The 21,588-nt window shown below is 63.9% G+C and carries 22 protein-coding genes; 13 read left to right on the forward strand and 9 right to left on the reverse strand.

The annotated features are described in order from the left end of the window. Nucleotides 1-145: 145 nt before the first annotated feature. From J2X44_RS08380 to J2X44_RS08395, 4 genes are all read right to left on the reverse strand, one after another. On the reverse strand, nucleotides 146-1,420 hold the full coding sequence (locus J2X44_RS08380; RefSeq protein ID WP_310089053.1) for an amidohydrolase family protein: 1,275 nt from the start codon (nucleotides 1,418-1,420) through the stop codon (nucleotides 146-148). A 117-nt stretch (nucleotides 1,421-1,537) separates the two neighbouring features. Next, entirely contained in the window at nucleotides 1,538-2,527 is a 990-nt protein-coding gene (locus J2X44_RS08385) for an RcnB family protein (RefSeq protein ID WP_310089054.1), read from the reverse strand. Nucleotides 2,528-2,678: 151 nt separating this feature from the next. Then, nucleotides 2,679-3,224, reverse strand: a complete 546-nt coding sequence (locus J2X44_RS08390) for a 2Fe-2S iron-sulfur cluster-binding protein (protein ID WP_310089055.1) — start codon at nucleotides 3,222-3,224, stop codon at nucleotides 2,679-2,681. Between the two features lie 27 nt (nucleotides 3,225-3,251). Next, the gene (locus J2X44_RS08395) at nucleotides 3,252-4,016 is read right to left on the reverse strand and encodes a class II aldolase/adducin family protein (protein ID WP_310089056.1); all 765 of its coding nucleotides are present in this window, start codon (nucleotides 4,014-4,016) and stop codon (nucleotides 3,252-3,254) included. A gap of 288 nt (nucleotides 4,017-4,304) precedes the next feature. Here J2X44_RS08395 and rpsU point away from each other — a divergent pair, with 288 nt between their 5' ends. Then, nucleotides 4,305-4,511, forward strand: coding sequence for a 30S ribosomal protein S21 (rpsU, locus tag J2X44_RS08400; protein WP_037510267.1), 207 nt, complete (start codon nucleotides 4,305-4,307; stop codon nucleotides 4,509-4,511). Between the two features lie 350 nt (nucleotides 4,512-4,861). Further along, nucleotides 4,862-5,410, forward strand: a complete 549-nt coding sequence (locus J2X44_RS08405; protein WP_310089057.1) for an FKBP-type peptidyl-prolyl cis-trans isomerase — start codon at nucleotides 4,862-4,864, stop codon at nucleotides 5,408-5,410. Nucleotides 5,411-5,527: 117 nt separating this feature from the next. On the opposite strand, the gene J2X44_RS08410 is transcribed toward J2X44_RS08405, so the two are convergent. The 5 genes from J2X44_RS08410 to pyrE form a co-directional block, all read right to left on the reverse strand. Continuing rightward, entirely contained in the window at nucleotides 5,528-6,625 is a 1,098-nt protein-coding gene (locus tag J2X44_RS08410) for an AI-2E family transporter (RefSeq protein ID WP_310089058.1), read from the reverse strand. Between the two features lie 11 nt (nucleotides 6,626-6,636). Then, the gene (lepB, locus tag J2X44_RS08415; RefSeq protein ID WP_310089059.1) at nucleotides 6,637-7,479 is read right to left on the reverse strand and encodes a signal peptidase I; all 843 of its coding nucleotides are present in this window, start codon (nucleotides 7,477-7,479) and stop codon (nucleotides 6,637-6,639) included. A 7-nt stretch (nucleotides 7,480-7,486) separates the two neighbouring features. After that, complete coding sequence (acpS, locus tag J2X44_RS08420; RefSeq protein WP_310089060.1) at nucleotides 7,487-7,888, reverse strand: holo-ACP synthase; 402 nt, start codon at nucleotides 7,886-7,888, stop codon at nucleotides 7,487-7,489. 121 nt (nucleotides 7,889-8,009) lie between these two features. Next, entirely contained in the window at nucleotides 8,010-8,756 is a 747-nt protein-coding gene (locus J2X44_RS08425; protein ID WP_310089061.1) for a pyridoxine 5'-phosphate synthase, read from the reverse strand. Then, complete coding sequence (pyrE, locus tag J2X44_RS08430) at nucleotides 8,753-9,337, reverse strand: orotate phosphoribosyltransferase (protein ID WP_310089062.1); 585 nt, start codon at nucleotides 9,335-9,337, stop codon at nucleotides 8,753-8,755. Before pyrE ends, J2X44_RS08425 begins: the two co-directional genes overlap by 4 nt. A 232-nt stretch (nucleotides 9,338-9,569) precedes the next feature. Between pyrE and coxB the strand changes: the two genes are divergently transcribed. The 11 genes from coxB (at nucleotide 9,570) to J2X44_RS08485 (ending at nucleotide 21,491) form a co-directional block, all read left to right on the forward strand. Then, entirely contained in the window at nucleotides 9,570-10,661 is a 1,092-nt protein-coding gene (gene coxB / locus J2X44_RS08435) for a cytochrome c oxidase subunit II (RefSeq protein ID WP_310089063.1), read from the forward strand. Between the two features lie 15 nt (nucleotides 10,662-10,676). Next, complete coding sequence (gene ctaD / locus J2X44_RS08440; RefSeq protein ID WP_310089064.1) at nucleotides 10,677-12,350, forward strand: cytochrome c oxidase subunit I; 1,674 nt, start codon at nucleotides 10,677-10,679, stop codon at nucleotides 12,348-12,350. Nucleotides 12,351-12,407: 57 nt separating this feature from the next. Continuing rightward, complete coding sequence (locus tag J2X44_RS08445; RefSeq protein WP_310089065.1) at nucleotides 12,408-13,319, forward strand: heme o synthase; 912 nt, start codon at nucleotides 12,408-12,410, stop codon at nucleotides 13,317-13,319. After that, on the forward strand, nucleotides 13,316-13,465 hold the full coding sequence (locus J2X44_RS08450) for a hypothetical protein (RefSeq protein ID WP_310089066.1): 150 nt from the start codon (nucleotides 13,316-13,318) through the stop codon (nucleotides 13,463-13,465). The genes J2X44_RS08445 and J2X44_RS08450 overlap by 4 nt, the downstream gene beginning before the upstream one ends. Beyond that, on the forward strand, nucleotides 13,462-14,022 hold the full coding sequence (locus J2X44_RS08455) for a cytochrome c oxidase assembly protein (protein WP_310089067.1): 561 nt from the start codon (nucleotides 13,462-13,464) through the stop codon (nucleotides 14,020-14,022). The genes J2X44_RS08450 and J2X44_RS08455 overlap by 4 nt, the downstream gene beginning before the upstream one ends. An 80-nt stretch (nucleotides 14,023-14,102) precedes the next feature. After that, a complete protein-coding gene (locus J2X44_RS08460; RefSeq protein WP_310089068.1) occupies nucleotides 14,103-14,978 on the forward strand; it encodes a cytochrome c oxidase subunit 3 in 876 nt (291 codons plus the stop codon). A 1-nt stretch (nucleotide 14,979) separates the two neighbouring features. Beyond that, nucleotides 14,980-15,375, forward strand: a complete 396-nt coding sequence (locus J2X44_RS08465) for a DUF983 domain-containing protein (RefSeq protein WP_405053352.1) — start codon at nucleotides 14,980-14,982, stop codon at nucleotides 15,373-15,375. Further along, nucleotides 15,368-16,012: an SURF1 family protein gene (locus J2X44_RS08470; RefSeq protein WP_310089069.1), complete on the forward strand. Its 645-nt coding sequence runs from the start codon at nucleotides 15,368-15,370 to the stop codon at nucleotides 16,010-16,012. The genes J2X44_RS08465 and J2X44_RS08470 overlap by 8 nt, the downstream gene beginning before the upstream one ends. Nucleotides 16,013-16,039: 27 nt before the next feature. Further along, nucleotides 16,040-17,437 (forward strand): threonine synthase, encoded by a 1,398-nt coding sequence (gene thrC, locus J2X44_RS08475; protein WP_310089070.1) that lies wholly within the window; start codon nucleotides 16,040-16,042, stop codon nucleotides 17,435-17,437. Between the two features lie 4 nt (nucleotides 17,438-17,441). Next, nucleotides 17,442-18,320 (forward strand): class I SAM-dependent methyltransferase, encoded by an 879-nt coding sequence (locus tag J2X44_RS08480; protein WP_310089372.1) that lies wholly within the window; start codon nucleotides 17,442-17,444, stop codon nucleotides 18,318-18,320. A gap of 174 nt (nucleotides 18,321-18,494) precedes the next feature. Continuing rightward, complete coding sequence (locus J2X44_RS08485; protein ID WP_310089071.1) at nucleotides 18,495-21,491, forward strand: TonB-dependent receptor; 2,997 nt, start codon at nucleotides 18,495-18,497, stop codon at nucleotides 21,489-21,491. Nucleotides 21,492-21,588 lie beyond the last annotated feature (97 nt).

Consider the following 21,588-nt stretch of genomic DNA (forward strand, 5'->3'; position numbering starts at 1 on the left):
AGCAAGGTCCGTTTGTCCTGAGGAGGGGCTGAGCTTCGGCGAAGACCCGTCTCGAAGGATCAAGCGCGGCGCCAGCGTCCTTCGAGACGCCATTTCGCCAAGCTCAATGGCTCCTCAGGACGAACGAAAGGTTGGAGGTCGGCGGTCAATCCGCCACCCGCCCGCGAACCATCACCCAATCGATCCTTTCCAGCACAGCCACGTCCTTGAGCGGATCACCCGAAACCGCGATCATGTCCGCCGACATGCCGGGCGCGATGCGGCCGATCTCCCCTTCCATCGACAGCGCCTTGGCGGCGACGGTGGTCGCGCTGGCCAATGCCTCGCGCGGGGTCAGTCCGGCCTTGACCAGCAGCGCGAACTCGCCGCCGTTGCGGCCATGTTCGAACACCCCAGCGTCGGTGCCAAAGGCGACGGGCACGCCGAGCGCCTTGGCGCGGGTCACCGCTTTGCCGACGCTGCCCAGCGTCATGCGGACCTTTTCTTCGACCGTCGGGGTATAGATGCCTTTGCCCAGCCGTTCGCGGATGCCTTCGAACGCCATCAGCGTCGGGACCAGATAGGTGCCCTTGGCCTTCATTACCTTCAGTGCTGCGTCGTCGGCAAAGGTGCCATGATCGATGGTGTCGATCCCCGCCGCCGCCGATGCTTCGATACCGCGCGCGCCATGGGCGTGCGCCATGACCTTCAGCCCCAGCGAATGGGCAGTGTCGGCGATGCTTTGCAGTTCGGGGCTGGTGAAATGCCCCTCCAGCCCGCGGCCTTGCTGTGACAAGACGCCGCCGGTTGCGGTGATCTTGATGATGTCGGCCCCGGCGCGCGACGCCTTGCGGACCTTTTCGGCGCATTCGAGCGCGCCGGTGCAGGTGTAACCCTGATCGAGCACGTCATGGACGTCCTCGCGAAAGCCGGTGACGTCGCCATGCCCGCCGATGATCGACAGCGCCGGACCGGCGGCGATGATCCGCGGGCCCGTGATGAACCCCGCGGCGGTGCCGCGGCGCAGCGAAAAGGCGCTATATTGCGCCGACCCCGCCTCACGCACCGTGGTGAAACCGGCGCGCAGCGTGATCCCGGCATTTTTGACACCGACGACGACGCCCCATTCGTCAGGATCGACCGCCTCGCTGCGGAAATCGCCGCCGGGATCGCCGGTCAGGTGGACGTGCAGATCGATCAGGCCGGGGAGCAAAGTCCTGTCGCCCAGGTCGACGATTTCTGCATCGGCGGGCGCGGCGGCGCGGCCCGCGGTGATCGAGGTGATGCGATCGTCGGTGATGACGATCGTCGACGGTCCTTGCGCGGGTTTGTCGGCGTCGGTGATGACGCTTCCGGCGTAGATGACGGTGGTTTTGGCGTTGGCGGTGGCGGCCCCCAAAAGTGCGAGCGTTGCCGCGGCGGCGAGTCCGATTTTGCGCATCCTGTTTCCCCTGACTGATACGCTACCGTGCCGGGCCGGATAGGGGAGGGCAAGCCCATAAAAAGAGGGGCCGGACAAGCCGACCCCTCGAGTTTGTCTTCGGGTAATCGAAAGGACTTACCAGAAGAAATCGTGAATCACGTCGACCACTTCGCCGCTGTAGGTATCGACCAGGATCGCGTCGTTGTAATAGCGGACCCAGCGATAGCCGTCATAGGCGGGCGGCAGGCGATACTGCCACGGATCGTTGATCCAGTAGCGGCTGCTGTAGAACAGCGATCCCAGGCTGAACCCGATGCTAAACCGCGTGTAGCGGTGGTTGCGGTACGGCGAATAATAGGCGCCGAGGCGGTAGCGGCTGCCGTATTGCTGGCGGTAATCGCGCCAGTTGTAGCGGCGGTCGTCGCGCCACGAGCGGTTCCAGTTGCCGCGGCGGTCGCTGTAGCGGCGATCGACGCGGTCATTGTTGTTGCGGTCGTAACGCCGATCGATCTGGCCGTCGCGGTTGCGGTCATAGCGCCGGTCGCGCTGGTCGATGCGGTTGTTGTTATTGCGATCCCAGCGGCGATCGAGGTCGCCGTTGCGATTGCGGTCATAGCGACGGTCGACACGATTGTTGTCGTTGCGGTCGTAACGCTGGTCGACCTGACCGTTGCGGTTGCGGTCCCAGCGACGATCGATCTGGCCGTCGTTGTTGCGGTCATAGGCGCCGCCCTGACGGACTTCGCGCTGCTGTGCCGCGCGTTGCTGTTCGCTACGCTGCTGCCACTGTTGGCGTGGGGCCTGGCGCTGTTGATCGTTGCCGCGCTGCTGTTGCCACTGCTGGCGCTGGGCCTGCCGTTGCGGGTTGTCGCTGCGCTGCTGCTGGCGGGCTTCGCGGCGCTGTTGGCGCTGGGCCGAAGGCTGCTGCGTCTGCTGGCGCTGGACGCGCGCTTCACCGCCGTTATTACCGCGGCGCGCTTCGGGGCCGCGGGGGCCGCGGTTGCCGCGATCACCGTCGCCGCGCTGCGCCAGCTGGATACGCTCGCCCGACGCTTGCGCAGCGGCCGGGGCAATGGGGGTCAGGATCGTCGCAGCGATCAGCAACCCTCCGAACATCTTTTTCATCTCGCCATTCTCCAACTCATGTCCCGTGTGCTGGAGAGGCCAGCCGGGATGATGAATCATGTGTTACCGGCGGCAAGATGATCGGCGGCTGAACCGCGCTGTTGCCTGCGGTTCAGCTACATGAACAGTTCAGTTACAGGAACGAACGGGCTCAGGTGCCGGGGGGCAGGCGCAGCGCGGGGACGGCGCGCGCCGCATCTTCGGGGCGGATGCCGGGCGGCGGCGCGGCGGCGATGCGTTCCTCACCGCGCACGACCCGCCCCGCGCGGCGGATCGCGGTGCGGATACGCGGGTAAGTGCCGCAGCGGCAGATATTTGTGATCGCCGCGTCGATGTCGGCATCGCTGGGGTTGCTGTTCGTGCGCAGCAGCGCCGCGGCGGCCATGATCATCCCCGACTGGCAGAAACCGCATTGCGGCACCTGTTCGGCGACCCACGCCTGTTGCACCGGGTGGCTGCGGTCGCGCGACAGGCCTTCGATCGTGGTGACGAAACGGCCCTCGCACTCCGCGATCGTGACCATGCAGCTGCGGATCGATTCGCCATCGATATCGACGGTGCACGCCCCGCACTCGCCGGTGCCGCAACCATATTTGGTGCCGGTCAGGTTCGACGCATCGCGCAGCGCCCACAGCAGGGGCGTTTCGGGTTCCATCCGATATTCCACCGGACGGTCGTTGACTGAGAATCGCGTCATCGGCGAAGGTTTAACGTCGCCGCGGGATTAGTCACGCCAGCTCGTGTCGATCTTGTCGACCTTGCGCACCATTGCGTCGAATTCGGCCTTGCCCGACTGGCCGGGGATCGCCGCCATATACAGATCGCGCTGATGGACTTTGATGACGTCCTCGCCGACCAGAATTGGCTTGCCCATGCTCATCGTCGCGAGCTGGATTTCGCAGGCGCGCTGCAGCGCCCAATATTTGATGAAGGCATCGGACAGCGATTTTCCCATCACGACGGGGCCGTGGTTGCGCAGCATCAGGATCCGCTTGTCGCCCAGATGTTCGACCAGCCGCGCGCCTTCTTCCTCGCGCACCGTCACCCCCTCGAAATCATGATAGGCGAGCTGGCCCATGAAGTTGCAGGCATAAAAATTGACCGGTTGCAGGCCGCCTTCCAGCCCGCACACCGCGACCGTCGCGGTGGTGTGGGTGTGGATGATCGCATGGGCGTCGGGCAGGACGCGGTGGAACAGGCTGTGCTGGACGAACCCGGCCTTGTTGACGTGCCACGGATTATCGTCGTCCAGCTTGTTGCCGTCGATGTCGATCTTGATCAGGCTGGAGGCGGTGACCTCGCTGAAATGCATGCCATAGGGATTGATCAGAAAGGCGCCTTCCTGATCGTCCAGCTTTACGGTGATATGGTTGAAGATCATCTCGTCCCAGCCCATCATCGCGAAGATGCGGTAGCAAGCGGCCAGTTCCTGCCGCGCCGTCCATTCGGCTTCGCTATATTTGCTGTTGCGCTTGAGCTGGGTCGCCATCGCCTGTCCCTTTATGATGTTAGTTTTGTCCTGCTACCTATGCCATAAGGCACGGGGGCGGCACAATCCCACAGGCGGGGCGGACGGTTCATCAGCGGGTTCATCCGCGGCGCAGGGGCATTTCGCCGCGCGGGGGCTTGCATTTCGCCGCGAATCCTCTTATCGGCCCAGCCATCGGAACGTCGCGGGTTCGCGGCGCTTCTTTTATTGCCCTTATATCGGCGATTTATGGCGGACCGGATATCCGGTTGCCGTTCATCGTTGGACGAACCGGAGACGACACGGCACATGCAGATCATCGTTCGCGACAATAATGTCGACCAGGCCCTTCGCGCGCTCAAGAAGAAGTTGCAGCGCGAGGGCGTGTATCGCGAAATGAAGCTGCGCCGTCATTACGAGAAGCCCAGCGAAAAGCGCGCGCGTGAACACGCCGCCGCCGTCCGCCGCGCCCGCAAGATGGAGCGCAAGCGGATGGAACGCGACGGGATCAAGTAAGACCCGTCCTTCCTGCAAGGATTCGGATCGTGAAACAGGCGCTGCGGGCAACCGCGGCGCCTTTTTCGTTGCGCGGCGTTGACGGCCGGTAGCGGCCAAGAGACGACGTTCGGCTTTTTTACTTCGTCATTCCCGCGAAAGCGGGAATCCAAGGCGCGCGTCGGCTTCCCCACCCTGGGTTCCCGCCTTCGCGGGAATGACGAGGGTGGGGAGTGTCAGCAATTCACCCCAGAACCGACATCGCCGCTAACGCTCGCTTGCATAATTGCCTCTGGACCGCCGCGCGCCGCACCGCCTATAGGCCTCGCCAACATTTGCGCCCATGGGCGCTTGCGGAAGGATCAGCAGACATGAGCGTGACGACGGTTCCCTTGCGCCCGGTGAGCAAAAGCGGCCTGTGGCTGATGTGGTTCGGCCTGCTGGCGCTGCTGGCGCTCGGCGCCGCCTTTGCCTGGCATATGACTCCGCGCATCGGGTTCGAAGTCGTCAAGGAAGGGACCGGCAACAGCCCGACCAAGGCCGACGTCGTGCTGGTGAAATATGAGGGCAAGCTGGATGACGGCACCGTGTTCGACGCCAATGAACAGGCGCCGATGCAGGTGGCGGGGGTCGTTCCGGGCTTTTCGGAAGCGCTGACCCGGATGAAGAAGGGCGGCGAGTACAAGATCACCATTCCGCCGCAGCTCGGCTATGGCGACCGCGCGACCGGCCCGATCCCGGCCGGCAGCACGTTGCACTTCACCGTGACCTTGCTCGATTACCGGTCGGAAGCCGAGGTGCGCGCGATGCAGCAGCAGATGCAGCAACAGCAGCAGATGATGCAGCAGCAACAGATGATGCAGGGCGCGCCGGGCGGCGCTGCTCCGGGCGGACCGCCGCCGGGTGCGCCGCAGCCATGACTATATCTTCCGTTTGTCTTGAGGAGCCATTGAGCTTGCCGAAACGGCTTCTCGAAGGACGCTGACGCGGTAACCCCTTCGAGACGAGGCTTCGACAGGCTCAGCCTCTCCTCAGGGCTAACGGATTTGGTTGGCCGCCCCCGCATTGCGCTCGGCCTCGCGTTCCAGCGCGACCTTGATCATCGCGACAATCGGGTCGGCGAGGAACAGCCCCATGATGCCGAGCAGCGCGCCGAGCAGGATCTGCGCGCCCAGCACCAGCGCCGGGGCCAGATCGACGGTCTTTTTGGCGACCATCGGGACGATCAGATAGCCATCGACGGTCTGCACGACCAGGTAGATGACGATTGCCCATAGCCCGGCGTCAGTGCCTGCCGAAAAACCGACCAGTACAAGCAGGATGCCCGACACGATCGCGCCGATGTTGGGGATGAAGGCGAGCAGACCGGTGAGCAGCCCCATCAGCGCCGCCATCGGGATACCGACCGCCATGCACGCCAGCCACGTCCCGATGCCTTCGACCAGCATACCGAGCAGGCGGCCTGCCATCAGTCGCCGCAGCGTGAAGCCCATGCGCGCGGTGGTGATGTAGAAATTCTCGCGATGCTTCATCGGCAGCATCCACGCCACCCCGCGTTCGTAGAGCCGCGGCTCGATGGCGATGAATATCCCCAGCACGATGATCATCACCAGGCTGGTCAACCCGCCCAGCACCGTGCCGACCGCGGCGGTGACGCGGCCGACGGTGCCCGCGATATTATCGGCGATCGTTTTGGTATCGATCTGGAAATTGCCCATGCCGTGTTCGGCGGCCCAAGCCGCGATGCGTTCGACCTGAAACATGATCACCTGTTGCAGGGTTGCCGCCTGACTGGCGATCTGAGAGCCCGCGAACATCGCGGTCCACGCCAGAAAGGCGAGCAGCGACAGGCAGACGATCAGAAGCCGCCAACCGCGCGCAATTGGCAGGATGCGGCCAAGCAACCGGGTGCCACCGTCGAGCATCGACGCCATGACGATCGCGGCAAAGATCAACAGGATCGGCTGGATCAACACGATGCACGCGCCGATCAGCAGCGCGAGGCCGAGCCAGACGCTGGCCTTGAGCAATTCGGTGCGGACGAGGTGGCTGCGGATTTCGGTCGGGCCGGGCGCGTCGGCGGTGGCCTTGGCGCGCGCCTGAGCGCGCTCTTTTCGCTCGACCCGCTCCACCATGCCCGCGCTCCCTATTTTGCTGTGCTGCTACGTTCGGGGCGCAAGTCGGTTCCCGCGCGGCCCGATCGCAGCGCATTGAACCAGCTTATCGGGTTGTACCACGTCGCGGTGCCGTCGGTCGAAAAGCTGATGATTTCGGCGCGCCCGGCGATGGCGTCAAACGGGACAGGACCGCCCAGACCTTTCTGGCTGGTGTCGACCCGGCTGTCGGCGCTGCCGTCGCGGTTATCGCCCATCAGGAAGACGTGATCGGTGGGGACGGTGATCGGTCCATAATCGTCGGTGGTGTAGCCTGGCCCCATGTCGATCGTGTCAAAGGTCGCGCCGTTCGGCAGCGTCTCGCGCACGATCGGCAGTTCGAGCATCTCGCGCCCGCCCGCGCCGCGGGTGATAAAGCGATCGAGGCTGCTGTCGCCGCTGGGCAGGTTGGGATCGACCGGGATTGCCAGCAGCGGCTGCACCTCGCGCTTCACCGGCTTGCCGTTGATGCTGAGTTCGCCATTGGTCAGCTGGATCGTGTCGCCGGGCAGCCCGATGACGCGCTTGATATAATCGATCCGCGTCACCGGATGTTCGAGCACTACGATGTCGCCGCGCTCGGGCAGGTTGGCGAACCAGCGGCCCGCGACCTTGGGCGCCAGATGAAAGCTGACCGACGAATAGGACCAGCCATAGGGATATTTGCTGACGATCAGCCGGTCGCCGTTGCGCAGGATCGGCATCATTGAATCGGACGGAATGTAGAAAGGCTTGGCGATGCAGCTGTGGATGCCGAGCACGAGCAGCAAGATCACGACAATGTCGCGGATCAGCTTGCCCCAGCTGCCGTCATCCTTCGTTTTGTTGTTCGCCATTATCGGGTCAGTCCTTGATTGCTTCGATGATGACGAACGCCTGCGCCCAGGGATGGTCGTCGGTCAGTGTCAGGTGGATATGCGCGGTGTGACCAGCCGGGATCATCGCCGCGAGGCGTTCGGCCGCACCGCCGGTGAGCGCGAGGGTGGGTGCGCCCGAGGGGGCGTTGACGACGCCGATGTCCTTCATGAACACGCCGCGCTTGAACCCGGTGCCGACGGCTTTCGAGAAAGCCTCCTTGGCGGCGAAGCGTTTGGCGTAGGTGCCGGCGCGGGTGAACGGCCGCCGCGCCGCCTTGGCGCGCTCGATGTCGGTGAAGACGCGGTTTTCGAACCGCTCGCCGAAGCGGTCGAGCGAATTCTGGACGCGCTCGATGTTGCAAAGGTCGGAGCCGAGACCGATGATCATGACGGCCCCAACAGGCCGTCACCCCCGCGAAGGCGGGGGTCGCCGTAGGCCTTAAGCAAAATCGCCGGTGTAAACCTCTTGCGGCCCCCGCCTTCGCGGGGGCGACGTTCTTCTTCTGACATCACCCTCTCGCCTCGTCCATCAGCGCCCGCATCCGCCGCACCGCATCTTCCAGCCCGGTGAAGATCGCCTCGCCGATCAGATAATGACCGATGTTGAGTTCGGCGAGCTGCGGGATCGCGGCGACGGGGACGACGTTTTCATAGGTCAGGCCATGCCCGGCATGCGGTTCGATGCCGTTCTTCCACGCCAGCGCCGCAGCGTCGGCGATGCGGCGGAGTTCCGCCGCGCGTTGCTCGCCTTCGCAATGGGCATAACGGCCGGTGTGAAATTCGACGACGGGTGCGCGCAGCATCATCGCGGCTTCGATCTGTCGCGGGTCGGGTTCGATGAACAGGCTGACGCGGATGCCCGCATCGTTCAGCCGGGCGACGATGGGGGCGAGATGATTGTGCTGCCCCGCGGCGTCCAGACCGCCCTCGGTCGTGCGTTCCTCGCGCTTTTCGGGGACGATGCACGCGGCGTGCGGGTTGTGGCGCAGCGCGATTTCGACCATCTCGTCGGTCGCCGCCATTTCCAGGTTCAGCGGCAGGTCGGTCGCGGCCTGGATACGCGCCAGATCGTCGTCGCGGATATGCCGCCGGTCCTCGCGCAGATGTGCGGTGATGCCGTCGCCGCCGACCGCCGCGACGATTTCGGCGGCGCGAACTGGATCGGGATGCTCACCGCCGCGCGCGTTACGGATCGTCGCGACATGGTCGATGTTGACGCCAAGGCGCAGGCGTCCAAAGGACGGACTGGCGTTCAATTCGCACGGCTCCCGGGTTTGATCGCTTCGGTTGCGGCCAGCTCGGGCGGCAGCGCGTCGGCGGCATAGGTCGGGAAGTTGATCGCGACGAGGGGATAGAAGGGGACGCCGAGGTCGACATTACTGCCCGCCGAGCGATCGACGAGCGCCGCCTCGGCAATCACTTCGCCGCCCGCTGCCGCGACGCAGGCCATCGCTTCGCGCGAGGACAGGCCGGTGGTCACGACATCCTCAACCATCAACACTTTGGCGCCGGGTTCGATGGTAAAGCCGCGGCGCAGTTCGAAGGTGCCGGTCGGGCGCTCGACGAAGATCGCGGGCTTGCCGAGCGCGCGGCCCATTTCATGGCCGATGATGACGCCGCCCATCGCGGGAGACACCACGACGTCGATCGCCTGTTTCAGCTCACGCGGCAGCTTGGCGGCGAGCGCTACGGCGAGCCGCCCGGCGCGTTCCGTATCCATCAGCACGCGCGCGCATTGCAGATAATATTCGCTGTGACGCCCCGACGACAACAGGAAATGGCCCTGGAGCAGGGCGTCGGCGGCGCGGAATTCGGCCAGGATTTCGTCATCGGTCATGGGAGAATTGTTCTTTTATCCAGTGCGTCGCCCTGTGCGGGCGACCGGGTTTTGGCGGCGAAGATTATCCAGCCGTAAAATAGTGTTAGAGATGCTTGAGGCAAGCGGCAAGCGGGTCTATAGCGCCCGCGAGATTCAGCCTATCCTCCGGCTGTCGCGACGCTTGTCCGATGGTCGCCGAAGAGGGTCTGAAACGCGATAAGAACAACAGGCAACGGGCGGCACCAGTCTTATGAAGAGCTTGAAAACCCTTGTAATTGCGGCAGCTTTGTCGCTCGGCGCGGTAAGCGCCGGTCATGCGCAGGCACCTGCGGCGGCGCCCGCCGAGGCACCGGCTGCGACGACTGTCGCGAATCCGGCGCCGGTCGCCGCGCCGACCGCCGCACCCGCCGCGACACCGGCGACGAGCGAAGCTGCCGTCCCCGCAGGCGATGCCACCTATGTGCCGATGAAGCCGACCCCCGGGATTGGCCAGCCGATCGACGCAGGGATCGATTTCCAGCCGCAGGTCAGCCCCGTCGGCGAACAGGCCTATTGGTTCAACCACGTCATTCTGCTGCCGGTGATCACGATCATCACGCTGATCGTCCTGGGCCTGATGCTGTGGGCGATGTTCCGCTACCGCGCGAAGGCGAACCCGGTGCCGTCGAAAACGACGCACAACACCTTCATCGAAATCATCTGGACCGCCATTCCGGTGCTGATCCTCGCGGTGATCGCGGTGCCTTCGATCCGTCTGCTGGCGCAGCAATATGAGCCGCCGAAGAAGGAAGCATTGACGATCAAGGTCACCGGATACCAATGGTATTGGGGTTACGCCTATCCCGATCAGGGCATTGGCGAATATGTGTCGAAAATGCTGACCAAGGAACAGGCCGACGCCGCGGGCGAGCCGCACCAGCTGGGCGTTGACAACCGCATGGTCGTCCCCGTCGGCCGTCAGGTCAAGCTGATCATCACCGGCGCCGACGTGATCCACAGCTTTGCCGTCCCGGCGTTCTGGACCAAGATGGATGCGGTCCCCGGCCGTGCCAACGAAACCACGTTCACCGCGAACAAGGTCGGCGTCTATTACGGCCAATGTTCGGAACTGTGCGGCGTCGATCACGGCTATATGCCGATCGCGGTCGAAGTGCTGCCGGTCGACAAATGGGAAGCCTGGGTCCGCTCGAAGGGCGGCAATCCGGCCGGTCCGGTTGCTGCGGCACCCGTCGCTGCGGCCCCGACGCCTGCTGCTGCGGCTCCGGCTGCCACCCCCGCCGCTACCACGACCGAAGCTGCTCCGGCAGCGGCGCCCGCCGCCGCCCCGGTCGCCAAAAATTAATAAGGGGTCCGACAGATGACCGATATTGCTGCAACTGCACCCGCCCATGGTCACGCTGACCACGCGCATGACGACCATGATCACGACACCCCGGGCTTTTTCGTCCGCTGGTTCATGTCGACGAACCACAAGGACATCGGCACCCTCTATCTGATCTTTGCGATCATCGCCGGCATCGTCGGCGGGGTGATTTCGGGCATGATGCGCTGGGAACTGGCCGAGCCGGGCATCCAGTATCTGACCGGCTGGGCGCAATTTTTCGATCCTGCCGCGGGTGAAGTCCAGGGCAAGCATTTCTGGAACGTGATGATCACCGCGCACGGTCTGATCATGGTGTTCTTCATGGTCATGCCCGCGATGATCGGCGGTTTCGGCAACTGGTTCGTGCCGCTGATGATCGGCGCGCCCGACATGGCGTTCCCGCGCATGAACAATGTCAGCTTCTGGCTCACCGCCGTTGCTTTCATCATGCTGGTCGGATCGATGTTCGTTCCGGGCGGCAGCGGGCTTGGCGCTGGCACCGGCTGGACCGTTTACGCGCCGCTGTCGACCAGCGGGTCGGTCGGTCCGGCGGTGGACATGGCCATCTTCTCGCTCCACCTTGCGGGTGCGGCGTCGATTTTGGGCGCGATCAACTTCATCACCACCATCTTCAACATGCGCGCACCGGGGATGACGATCCACAAGATGCCGCTGTTCGTGTGGTCGGTGCTGGTCACCGCCTTCCTGTTGCTGCTGGCGCTGCCGGTGCTCGCCGCGGCGATTACCATGCTGCTGACCGACCGTAATTTCGGCACGACCTTTTACGATGCGGCAGGCGGCGGCGATCCCGTCCTCTACCAGCATCTGTTCTGGTTCTTCGGCCACCCCGAAGTGTATATCATGATCCTGCCGGGCTTCGGCATCGTCAGCCAGATCATCTCGACCTTCAGCCGCAAGCCGGTGTTTGGCTATCTCGGCATGGCCTATGCCATGGTCGCGATCGGCGTCGTCGGCTTTATCGTGTGGGCGCACCATATGTTCACCGTCGGTATGTCGGTGAACCTGAAGATGTACTTCACCGCGGCGACGATGGTCATCGCGGTTCCCACGGGCATCAAGATTTTCAGCTGGATCGCGACGATGTGGGGTGGGTCGATGAGCTTCAAGACCCCGATGGTCTGGTCGCTCGGCTTCATCTTCATGTTCACCGTCGGCGGCGTGACCGGCGTCGTGCTGGCCAATGGCGGCGTCGATACCAACCTGCACGACACCTATTATGTCGTCGCCCACTTCCACTATGTGTTGTCGCTGGGCGCGGTGTTCTCGCTGTTCGCCGGGTTCTATTACTGGTTCCCGAAGATGTCGGGGCGGATGTACAACGAGGTCCTGGGCCAGCTGCACTTCTGGATCTTCTTCATCGGCGTGAACGTCCTGTTCTTCCCGCAGCACTTCCTGGGTCAGCAGGGCATGCCACGCCGTTATCCGGATTATCCCGATGCCTATGCGTTCTGGCACCTGATCTCCTCCTATGGCTATGTCATCATGGCGGTCGGCGTCCTGATCTTCTTCGTGAATATCCTGTGGTCGCTGGTCGCTGGCAAGAAAGCCGCCGACAATCCGTGGGGCGAAGGCGCGACGACGCTCGAATGGACACTGTCGAGCCCGCCGCCGTTCCACCAGTTCAACGAACTGCCGCGTATCGCCTGATCGACGGTTTCCCCCGCTGCGGTGCAGCGGGGGGCCGCGTGACGGTCCGGAGTAAACATGGCGCAAAGCCTGACCCACGCTGACACGGCCCTGCCGGCCGACTGGCGCGACCTGTTTGCGCTGACCAAGCCGCGCGTCATGTCGCTGGTGGTGTTTACGGCGCTGTGCGGGTTGCTCGCGGCGCCGGTTCATGTTCCGCCCGTCCTTGCCTTTTCCTCGATCCTCGCGATCGCGCTGGGGGCCGGGGCATCGGGCGCGCTCAACCAATGGTATGAGGCGGGGCTCGACGCAAAGATGAAGCGCACCGCCGGGCGCCCGCTGCCCGCGGGACGTCTCGACCCGCAGACGGCGCTGCAATTCGGCATCGGTCTTGCCGCCTTTTCGCTGTTCCTGATGCTGTTCGCGTCGAACTGGCAGGCGACGCTGCTGCTGGCGGTGTCAATCCTTTTCTATGTCTTTATCTACACAATGTGGCTGAAGCCGCGGACGCCGCAGAATATCGTCATTGGCGGCGCCGCAGGCGCGTTTCCGCCGCTGATCGGCTGGGTGGCGGCGACGGGCAGCATTGCACCGCTGCCGGTCATGCTGTTCCTGCTGATTTTCCTCTGGACCCCGCCGCATTTCTGGGCGCTCGCGCTGTTCGTGCGCTCGGACTATGCCGCCGCGGGCATCCCGATGATGCCAGTGGTCGCGGGCGAGAAATCGACGCGGCGCCAGATCCTGTTCTATGCGGTGATCATGGCGGCGGCGGCGATCGCGCCTTGGCCGCTCGGCTACGCCGGGGCGCTTTATGGCTGGACCGCGGTCATCCTGTCGGCGCTGTTCGTGGCGCTGTCGGTGCAGGTCGGCACGCGCACGACGGGCCAGGGCGATCTGATGCAGCCTGAAAAACGCCTGTTTGCCTATTCGATCGCCTATCTTTTCATCCTCTTCGGCGCGGTTGTCGCCGACCATTGGTGGCCCCTATGACCGACGAACCGAAACTTGAGCCGTTCGATGAGGCCGAATATCGCCGTCGCCAGCGCAGCCGTGCCAATATGATGGCGTGGATGCTCGGCGGCCTGGCGATCCTGTTCTTCTTCATCACCATCGCAAAGATTCAGATTTTCGCATGATCGCGCAACTGTCTCCCAAGGCTCGCACGGCCAGTCTGGCATCGCTGCTGGCGCTGGCGATGGTTGGCCTGGGTTTTGCGGCTGTGCCGCTCTACGATCTGTTCTGCCGCGTGACAGGCTTTGGCGGCACGACGCAGCGGTATGATCCGGTCGCTGCGGCGGCCGATCCGGTGATCTTGTCCAAAACGATCTCGGTTCGCTTCGACGCCAATGTGTCGCCCGGGTTGCCGTGGAAATTCTATCCCGAGCATCCGACCGACACCGTCAGCATCGGCGCGCGCGACATGGCGATCTTTATCGCCGAGAATAATTCGGCCAAGCCGGTGGTCGGCACCGCGGGGTTCAACGTCACGCCGACGCAGGCGGGCAAATATTTCACCAAGATCCAATGCTTCTGCTTCACCGAACAGCGGCTGGAGCCGGGGCAGCAGATGCGGATGCCGGTGCTGTTCTTCGTCGATCCCAAGATCATGGACGATCCCGATGCGCGCGACATCCAGGAAATCACCCTCAGCTACACCTTTCACCCTGTAGACGAGGGTAAAAAGCCAAGCTAAGGCCGCGATCAAGAGTCTAACAAGACCGGCGGGCGATGGGGAATCGCGATGCCGGGACTGCCAAAAACGGGAAACACGCCATGTCCGGTGCGAAACATCATGACTACCACCTCGTAAACCCCAGCGTCTGGCCGCTTATCGGTTCGGTCGCGGCGCTCGTGATGTTCTTCGGGCTCGTCATGTTCATGCACGAGGATCATTTCGGCGGCATCGGCAAATGGGTGCTTGGCCTGGGCTTCATGGGCGTGATCGCGACCTTCTTCAGCTGGTGGTCGGACGTCATCAACGAAGCGCATGCCGGCGACCATACCCCGGTCGTTCAGTTGCACCTGCGTTACGGGATGATCCTGTTCATCGCGTCGGAGGTGATGTTCTTCGTCGGCTGGTTCTGGGCGTGGTTCGACTTCTCGTTGTTCCCGGTGCCGATCGAATATGCCGAGGGCGCGGTCACGTCGCTGTTCGGCCAGGACGGCGCTTCGGCGATCACCATGTGGCCGCCGAAGGGCATCGAAGTCATCGATCCCTTCTCGCTGCCGCTGCTCAACACGCTGATCTTGCTGTGCTCGGGCACCACGATTACCTGGGCGCACCACGCGCTGATCCATGGCGATCGCGACGGGCTGAAGAAAGGCCTGTGGGCGACGATCATCCTGGGCGCGATCTTCTCGATGATCCAGGCGTATGAATATATGCACGCGCCGTGGGGCTTCGGGCAAAGCAATTACAGCTCGGCGTTTTACATGGCGACCGGCTTCCACGGTTTCCACGTGCTGGTCGGCACGATCTTTCTGATCGTCTGCCTCGTCCGCACCTATAAGGGCCACTTTACCCCCAAGCAGCATTTCGGTTTCGAAGCTGCCGCCTGGTATTGGCATTTTGTCGACGTGGTGTGGCTGTTCCTGTTCATCATCGTCTATGTCTGGGGCGGCTGGGGCGCGCCGGTCGCCGCGCACTAAGTTGCCGGACGACGCCGTAATATCAAAGGGGCAGCCGCCGGTCTGGCGTGCTGCCCTTTTTGGCCTCTGCCCCGAATGCGGCGCCAAGACGTTGTTTGACGGGCCGGTGAAGTTTCAGGCGCACTGCCGCGCCTGCGGGCTCGACTATGGCCGCTACAATGTCGGTGACGGTCCGGCGGCGTTCCTGACCCTGATCATCGGCGCTTTGCTGGTCGTGCTGGCGTTGTCGCTCGATGCCGCGATCCAGCCGCCGCTGTGGGTGCACGTCCTGCTGTGGGTGCCGCTGACTGCCGCGGCGGTGGTTTACGGCCTGCGCGTGGCCAAAGGCGCACTGCTGGCGAGCGAGCATCAGCGACAGGCAGCCGAGGGGCGGCAAGTGGATGAACCGCATGACTGAGACCGTGGCACCCCCGGCGCGGCGCTGGCCGCTGATTCCGACGATCGTCGTGCTGATCGCGGTCGCGGTGATGATCGCGCTCGGCATCTGGCAGTTGCAGCGCAAAGCCGACAAGGAAGCCTTGATCGCGCTGTATCAGCGCAACACCGCGATGTCGGCGCTGGTCACCTATCCCGAACTGCCGCCGGTCGCCGATAATATCCTGTATCGCAAGAGTAGCGTCGTCTGTCTTGAGCCGGTGCGCTGGGATCCGCGCAGCGGCACCGACCAAAAGGGCCGCACCGGGTTTCGGATGATCGCCGATTGCCGCACCGGAGCCGAGGGGCCGGGGGTGCTGGTCGACGTCGGCATCGGCGATGATTTTACGCCGCCGAAATGGACCGGCGGGATCGTGCAGGGGACGATCGTTCCCGGCCCCGAGCAGCCCACCGTGATGGAGCGCATGATCGGTAAGGCAACGCCCGCGCGGGCGATGCTGATCGCCGACACGCCCGCCGCCGGTCTGCGCGCGAGCGCGGTGCCGTCGGCCGACGATACGCCGAACAATCATCTGGCCTATGCGGGGCAATGGTTCCTATTCGCCGCGGCGGCGCTGCTCATCTATATTCTGGCTGTCCGTCGCCGCTTGCGGCCTTGAGCCCACGCCGCTAGGCGCTTTGGCGTCATGGACTATATCAGCACCCGCGGCGCTGCGCCGACCCTCGACTTTCGTGCCGCCACCCTCGCGGGGCTGGCCAGCGACGGCGGCCTCTATCTGCCTGCGCATTGGCCGCAGATGGCGGAGGGCGACATTCGGGCGCTGGCGGGCCTCGACTATGCCGAAACCGCGGTTCGCGTCATGCGGCCGTTTGTTGCAGGGGTTTTGAGCGAAGAAGAACTGCGCGACCTCTGCCGCGCCGCTTATGGCAGTTTCAGCCATGATGCAGTGACGCCGCTGGTCCAGCTTGATCATCGCCACTGGCTGCTCGAACTGTTTCACGGTCCGACGCTGGCGTTCAAGGACGTTGCGCTGCAATTGCTGGGGCAGCTGTTCGAGAAATTCCTCAGCGGCGGCGACACCGACATCACCATCGTCGGCGCGACATCGGGCGACACCGGATCGGCAGCGATCGAGGCGGTCGCAGGGCGTGAGCATATCCAGATCTTCATGCTCCACCCCGAAGGCCGGGTCAGCGACGTTCAGCGGCGGCAGATGACGACGGTGCTGGCGCCCAACGTCCATAATATCGCGATCGACGGCAGCTTCGACGACGCGCAGGCGATGGTGAAGCGACTGTTCGGCGACGCAGAGGCGCGTGGGCAGATCAACCTGTCGGCGGTGAACAGCATCAACTGGGCCCGGCTGATGGCGCAGGTCGTCTATTATTTTTACGCCGCCGTCCGCCTTGGCGGCCCCGACCGCCCGATTGCGTTCAGCGTGCCGACGGGCAATTTCGGCGACGTGTTCGCGGGCTATGTCGCGGCGCAGATGGGGTTGCCGATCGCGCGGCTGGTCGTCGCGACCAACGTCAACGACATCCTGCACCGTGCGCTGACCAACGGCGACTATAGCGCGGGCACGGTCACGCCGACCGCGACCCCCAGCATGGACATCCAGGTCAGCAGCAATTTCGAGCGGCTGTTGTTCGACCTGTCGGGCCGCGACGGCGCCGCGATCGCAGGCATGATGGGCGAGTTCGATCGTAGCCGCACGATGACCATCCCCGCCGACATGCTGGCGAGCGCGCGCGGGCTGTTTTCGAGCGCGAGCATCGACGGCGACGCGATGGCGCTCGCCCTGCGCTGGGCACAGGAAAAGGGCGGCCAGATCGTCGACCCGCACAGTGCCGTGGGATTGGCAGCGGCGCGCGCCTTGGAAATCGACGCCGACATCCCCGTGGTCACACTCGCAACCGCCCATCCGGCCAAGTTCCGCGAAGCGGTCGAGCGCGCGACGGGGGTGCGGCCGCCGCTGCCGGCGCGGCTCGGCAATCTGTTCGACCGCGAGGAACGTTATGCGCGCTTGCCGGGCGATTATGACGCGGTGAAGGCCTTTGTGCTCGCGGAAACCGCGCGTGGCTGAGCTGCTGCCGCTGGTCACGCTGATTGGTGAGGCGTGGGACGATTATGGGCTGGTCGATAGCGGGGGCGGCCGCAAGCTCGAACGCTATGGCCGGTTCCGCTTCATCCGCCCCGAACCGCAGGCGATGTGGGCGCCCGCGCTGCCCGCCAGCGAATGGGAAGCCGCCGATGGCGAGTTCATCCCCGCGTCGGACGACGATGGCGGCGGGCGCTGGTATTATAACAAGCCGGTTCCGGCCGAAGGCTGGCCGTTGGCGTGGCGCGAGACGCGCTTTACCGCGCAATGCACTCCGTTTCGTCATCTGGCCTTTTTTCCTGACATGGCGCCGGTGTGGGACTGGCTGCGCGCACAGGTGGCCGATAAGCACGACCCGGCGTTTCTGAACCTGTTCGGCTATACCGGGGTCGGCAGCCAGGCGCTCGCCGCTGCGGGGGCGTCGGTGACCCATGTCGATGCATCGAAGAAATCGGTTGGGCAGGCGCGGGAGAATGCCGCGCTCGCGGGCATGGCCGACAAGCCGGTGCGCTGGATCCTCGACGATGCGGGCAAGTTCACCGCGCGCGAGGTGCGGCGCGAGAAACGCTATGACGCGATCCTGCTCGATCCGCCCAAATTCGGCCGCGGCCCGACCGGCGAACGCTGGCAGTTGGAGGAGGGGCTGGCGCCGTTGCTGACCGATTGTCGCCAACTGCTCGACGCCGACAGCCGCGCGCTGTTCCTGACTGTCTATGCCGTGCGCATGTCGGCGCTGGCGATTGGCGAATTGCTGGCACAATTGTTTGCCGATCTGCCGGGCAAAGTGGAATGCGGCGAACTGGCGGTGCGCGAAGAGGCGCGGGGATTATTGCTGCCGACGGCGATTTTCGCCCGCTGGAGCCGCTGACGGGTTTCCGCCGGAAGGCATTTGCTGCATACGTTTGCTGCTCCGAAATCTGCAACATTGTGAGCGAAACGCCACAGTCGATGCGTTGACAATGAGAACGTTCCCATTTAGATAACGTTCACATTGAGGAAATGCCGCCAGTAAAAGAGCGGTGAATTTTGGGGAGAATAAGGGATGCGGGCGTCTCAAAAGCAGTGGCTGGGCAAGTTTCTGGTCGGCACATCGGCGTTGTCGCTGATGGGCGCGGCGCAAACGGCCATGGCGCAGGACGCGCCCGCGGACAACGCCGTCGATGGCGACGAAATCGTCGTCACCGGGATCCGGGCCAGCCTGGCCGCATCCGCCGACATCAAGCGCGAGGCGCAGGGCGTCGTCGATGCGATTTCGGCGGAAGACATGGGCAAATTCCCCGACACCAACCTCGCCGAATCGCTCCAGCGTATCACCGGGGTGTCGATCGACCGGTCGAACGGCGAAGGCTCGTTCGTGACGGTGCGCGGCTTCGGTCCCGAATTCAACCTGGTGACGCTCAACAGCCGTCAGATGCCGACCGCGTCGCTGGGCGATGGCGCCAGCGCCCCCTCGTCGCGCTCGTTCGATTTTGCTAATCTCGCGTCCGAAGGTGTCGCCGGGGTCGAGGTATACAAGACCGGCCGCGCTGCGATCGCGTCGGGCGGCATCGGCTCGTCGATCAACATCAAGACGCCGCGGCCGCTCGACAAGCCCGGCCTGTCGGGCAGCCTGGCGGTCAAGGGCGTCTATGACAGCTCGCGGAACGAGGGCAATCCGATCACCCCCGAAGTGTCGGGCATCCTGTCGACGACCTTTGCCGACGACCGCGTTGGCATCCTGATCGCGGGTTCGTGGCAGAAGCGCAAAGCGAGCGTCAACACGGCGAATGTCGGCTGGCGCGACGGCTATCTGGGCAATGAGAATAACTGGGGTTCGCTGACCCAGGATCCCAATGACACGCGGTTCGGGCAGATCACCAACCGTCCGGGGCCTACCGACGTCTATCAGGTGGCGCAGAATGCGTCCTACGACCTCAACGACATCGACCGCGAGCGCATAAACGGGCAGGCGGTGCTGCAATTTCGCCCGATCGACAGCCTGACCGCGACGGTCGATTACACCTACTCGCGTAACACCGTCGAAGTGCGCAACAGCAATGTCGGCGTGTGGTTCAACCATAACAACACGTCGAGCGCGTGGACCGACGGCCCCGTCGCGGGACCGATCTTTTACTCCGAAGCCTTTGGCGCCGGTGAGAACAAGGATCTGTCGTACAGCGGCTCGCTGGTCGCGAACCGGACCGAGAACAAGTCGCTCGGCGGCAATCTGCGCTGGGATGCGCCCGGCGGCGTCACGATGGAACTGGATTTCCATCACTCGACCGCCGAGTCCAAGCCGACGAACAAATATGGTTCCAGTGTGTCGGTCGGCAACGCGGTGTTCGGCGTGGTCAACCAGCGGATCGATTTCGACTCCTATCTGCCGGTCATCTCGTACCAGATGCGCCCGGGCACCGATGCGCTCAACGCCGCGCTGATCACGCCGACGGGCAACGCATTCCGTAACGCGTATTTCAAAGACGAGATCAACCAGGTCCAGCTGCGCGGTCGTTACGACCATGACGGCGACTTCCTCGACAGCATCGATTTCGGCGTCTCGTACATCGAGAACAAGGTGCGTTCGGCCTATGGCTTCATCCAGAATGACAGCTGGGGCGGGGCGGGGCCGGCGTCGGACATTCCCGACGACATCTTTACGCTGGAAACGCTGCCCGACAAATTCAAGGGGCTGAGCGGCGCCGCCGACATCATCCCGAGCTTTTACAAGTTCGATTTCGAGCGGATGGTCGACCTGATCGACGGGCTGTACGGCACCTGTAACGCCGCGGGTTCTGCCGACACCTGTCTCGCCAATTACACCACCGACCGCCGCCTGACCGAGAAGACGCTGTCGCCCTATATCCAGGTGTCGACCAAGTTCGACGTTGGCGCTGGCGAGGCGCACCTGACGGCGGGTGTGCGTTATGAGGACACGATTGTCGATGCCACCGCGCTGGTGCCGATCCCGACCGGCACGCGCTGGGTCGCGGCGAACGAGTTCGGTGTGATCTTTGGCCCGACGAGCGACTTTACCCGCTTCAAGGGCGACTATAGTCATTGGCTGCCCGCGGTCGATTTCGACATCGAACCGTTCGAGAACGTCAAATTGCGCGCGTCTTACAGCCACACGATCACCCGGCCCGATTATGCCAGCATGCAGGGCGGTCGGACGATCGATCAGCTGTTCCGCATCGCTGGCGGCACGGGCAGCCAAGGGAATCCCGGCCTGCTGCCCTACAAGTCAAAGAACATCGATCTTTCGGCCGAGTGGTATTACAACCGCGACAGCTATATTTCGGCGGGCTTCTTCCACAAGCGCGTGTCGAACTTCCTGTCGACGACGCGGGTCGATGATACCGCCTTCGGGCTCACCAATCCGGCCGACGGGCCGCGCTATCGCGCCGCGCTGGCGGCCCGCGGCGCCAACGCGGGGGCCAATGATCTGCGCGATTTCATCCTGCGCAACTATCCCGCTTCGGTGCGGGTAAACCGCGATGCCAATGGCAATCCGGTCCTTGACGCCAGCGGGTTCTGGACCGGCGACATTTTGGGACTGGCCGAGGATGCGCCGCTGAATTTCGAGATTACTACGCCGATCAACAGCGACCAGTCGGCGACGATCAAAGGGTTCGAATTCGCGCTGCAACATAGCCTGTGGGACACCGGCTTTGGCGTCATCCTGAACTACACGATCGTCAATGGCGACGCGACTTACGACAATACACAGCCATCGACGGTGCCGCAATTTGCCCTGACCGGGCTCAGCGATAGTGCCAATGCTGTGCTCTATTATGACAAGGGTCCGCTTCAGGCGCGTGTGGCTTGGAACTGGCGCGACAAATTCCTGGCCGGGACGGGGCCGAACCCCTTCTATGTCGAGGAATATTGGCAGATCGACGCCAGCGCGAGTTACGAGTTCATCCCGGGCTTCACCGGCTTTGTCGAGGCGATCAACCTGACCGGCGAAAGCCGCCGCGGCCACCTGCGCTCCGAGAATAACGTCGCCTTCGCATCGCCGGGCTTCGCCCGCTATGCGGCAGGGGTCCGGTTCAGCTTCTGACACGGGCGGACCTCGCCCGCCGGGTCGCAGGCAGGAGAGCCGCACCTTTTCGAAGGGCGGCTCTTTTGCGTGACGGCGGCGGGATGCTGGCTTAGGA

The organism is Sphingopyxis sp. BE259 (assembly GCF_031457495.1).
Lineage (GTDB): Bacteria > Pseudomonadota > Alphaproteobacteria > Sphingomonadales > Sphingomonadaceae > Sphingopyxis.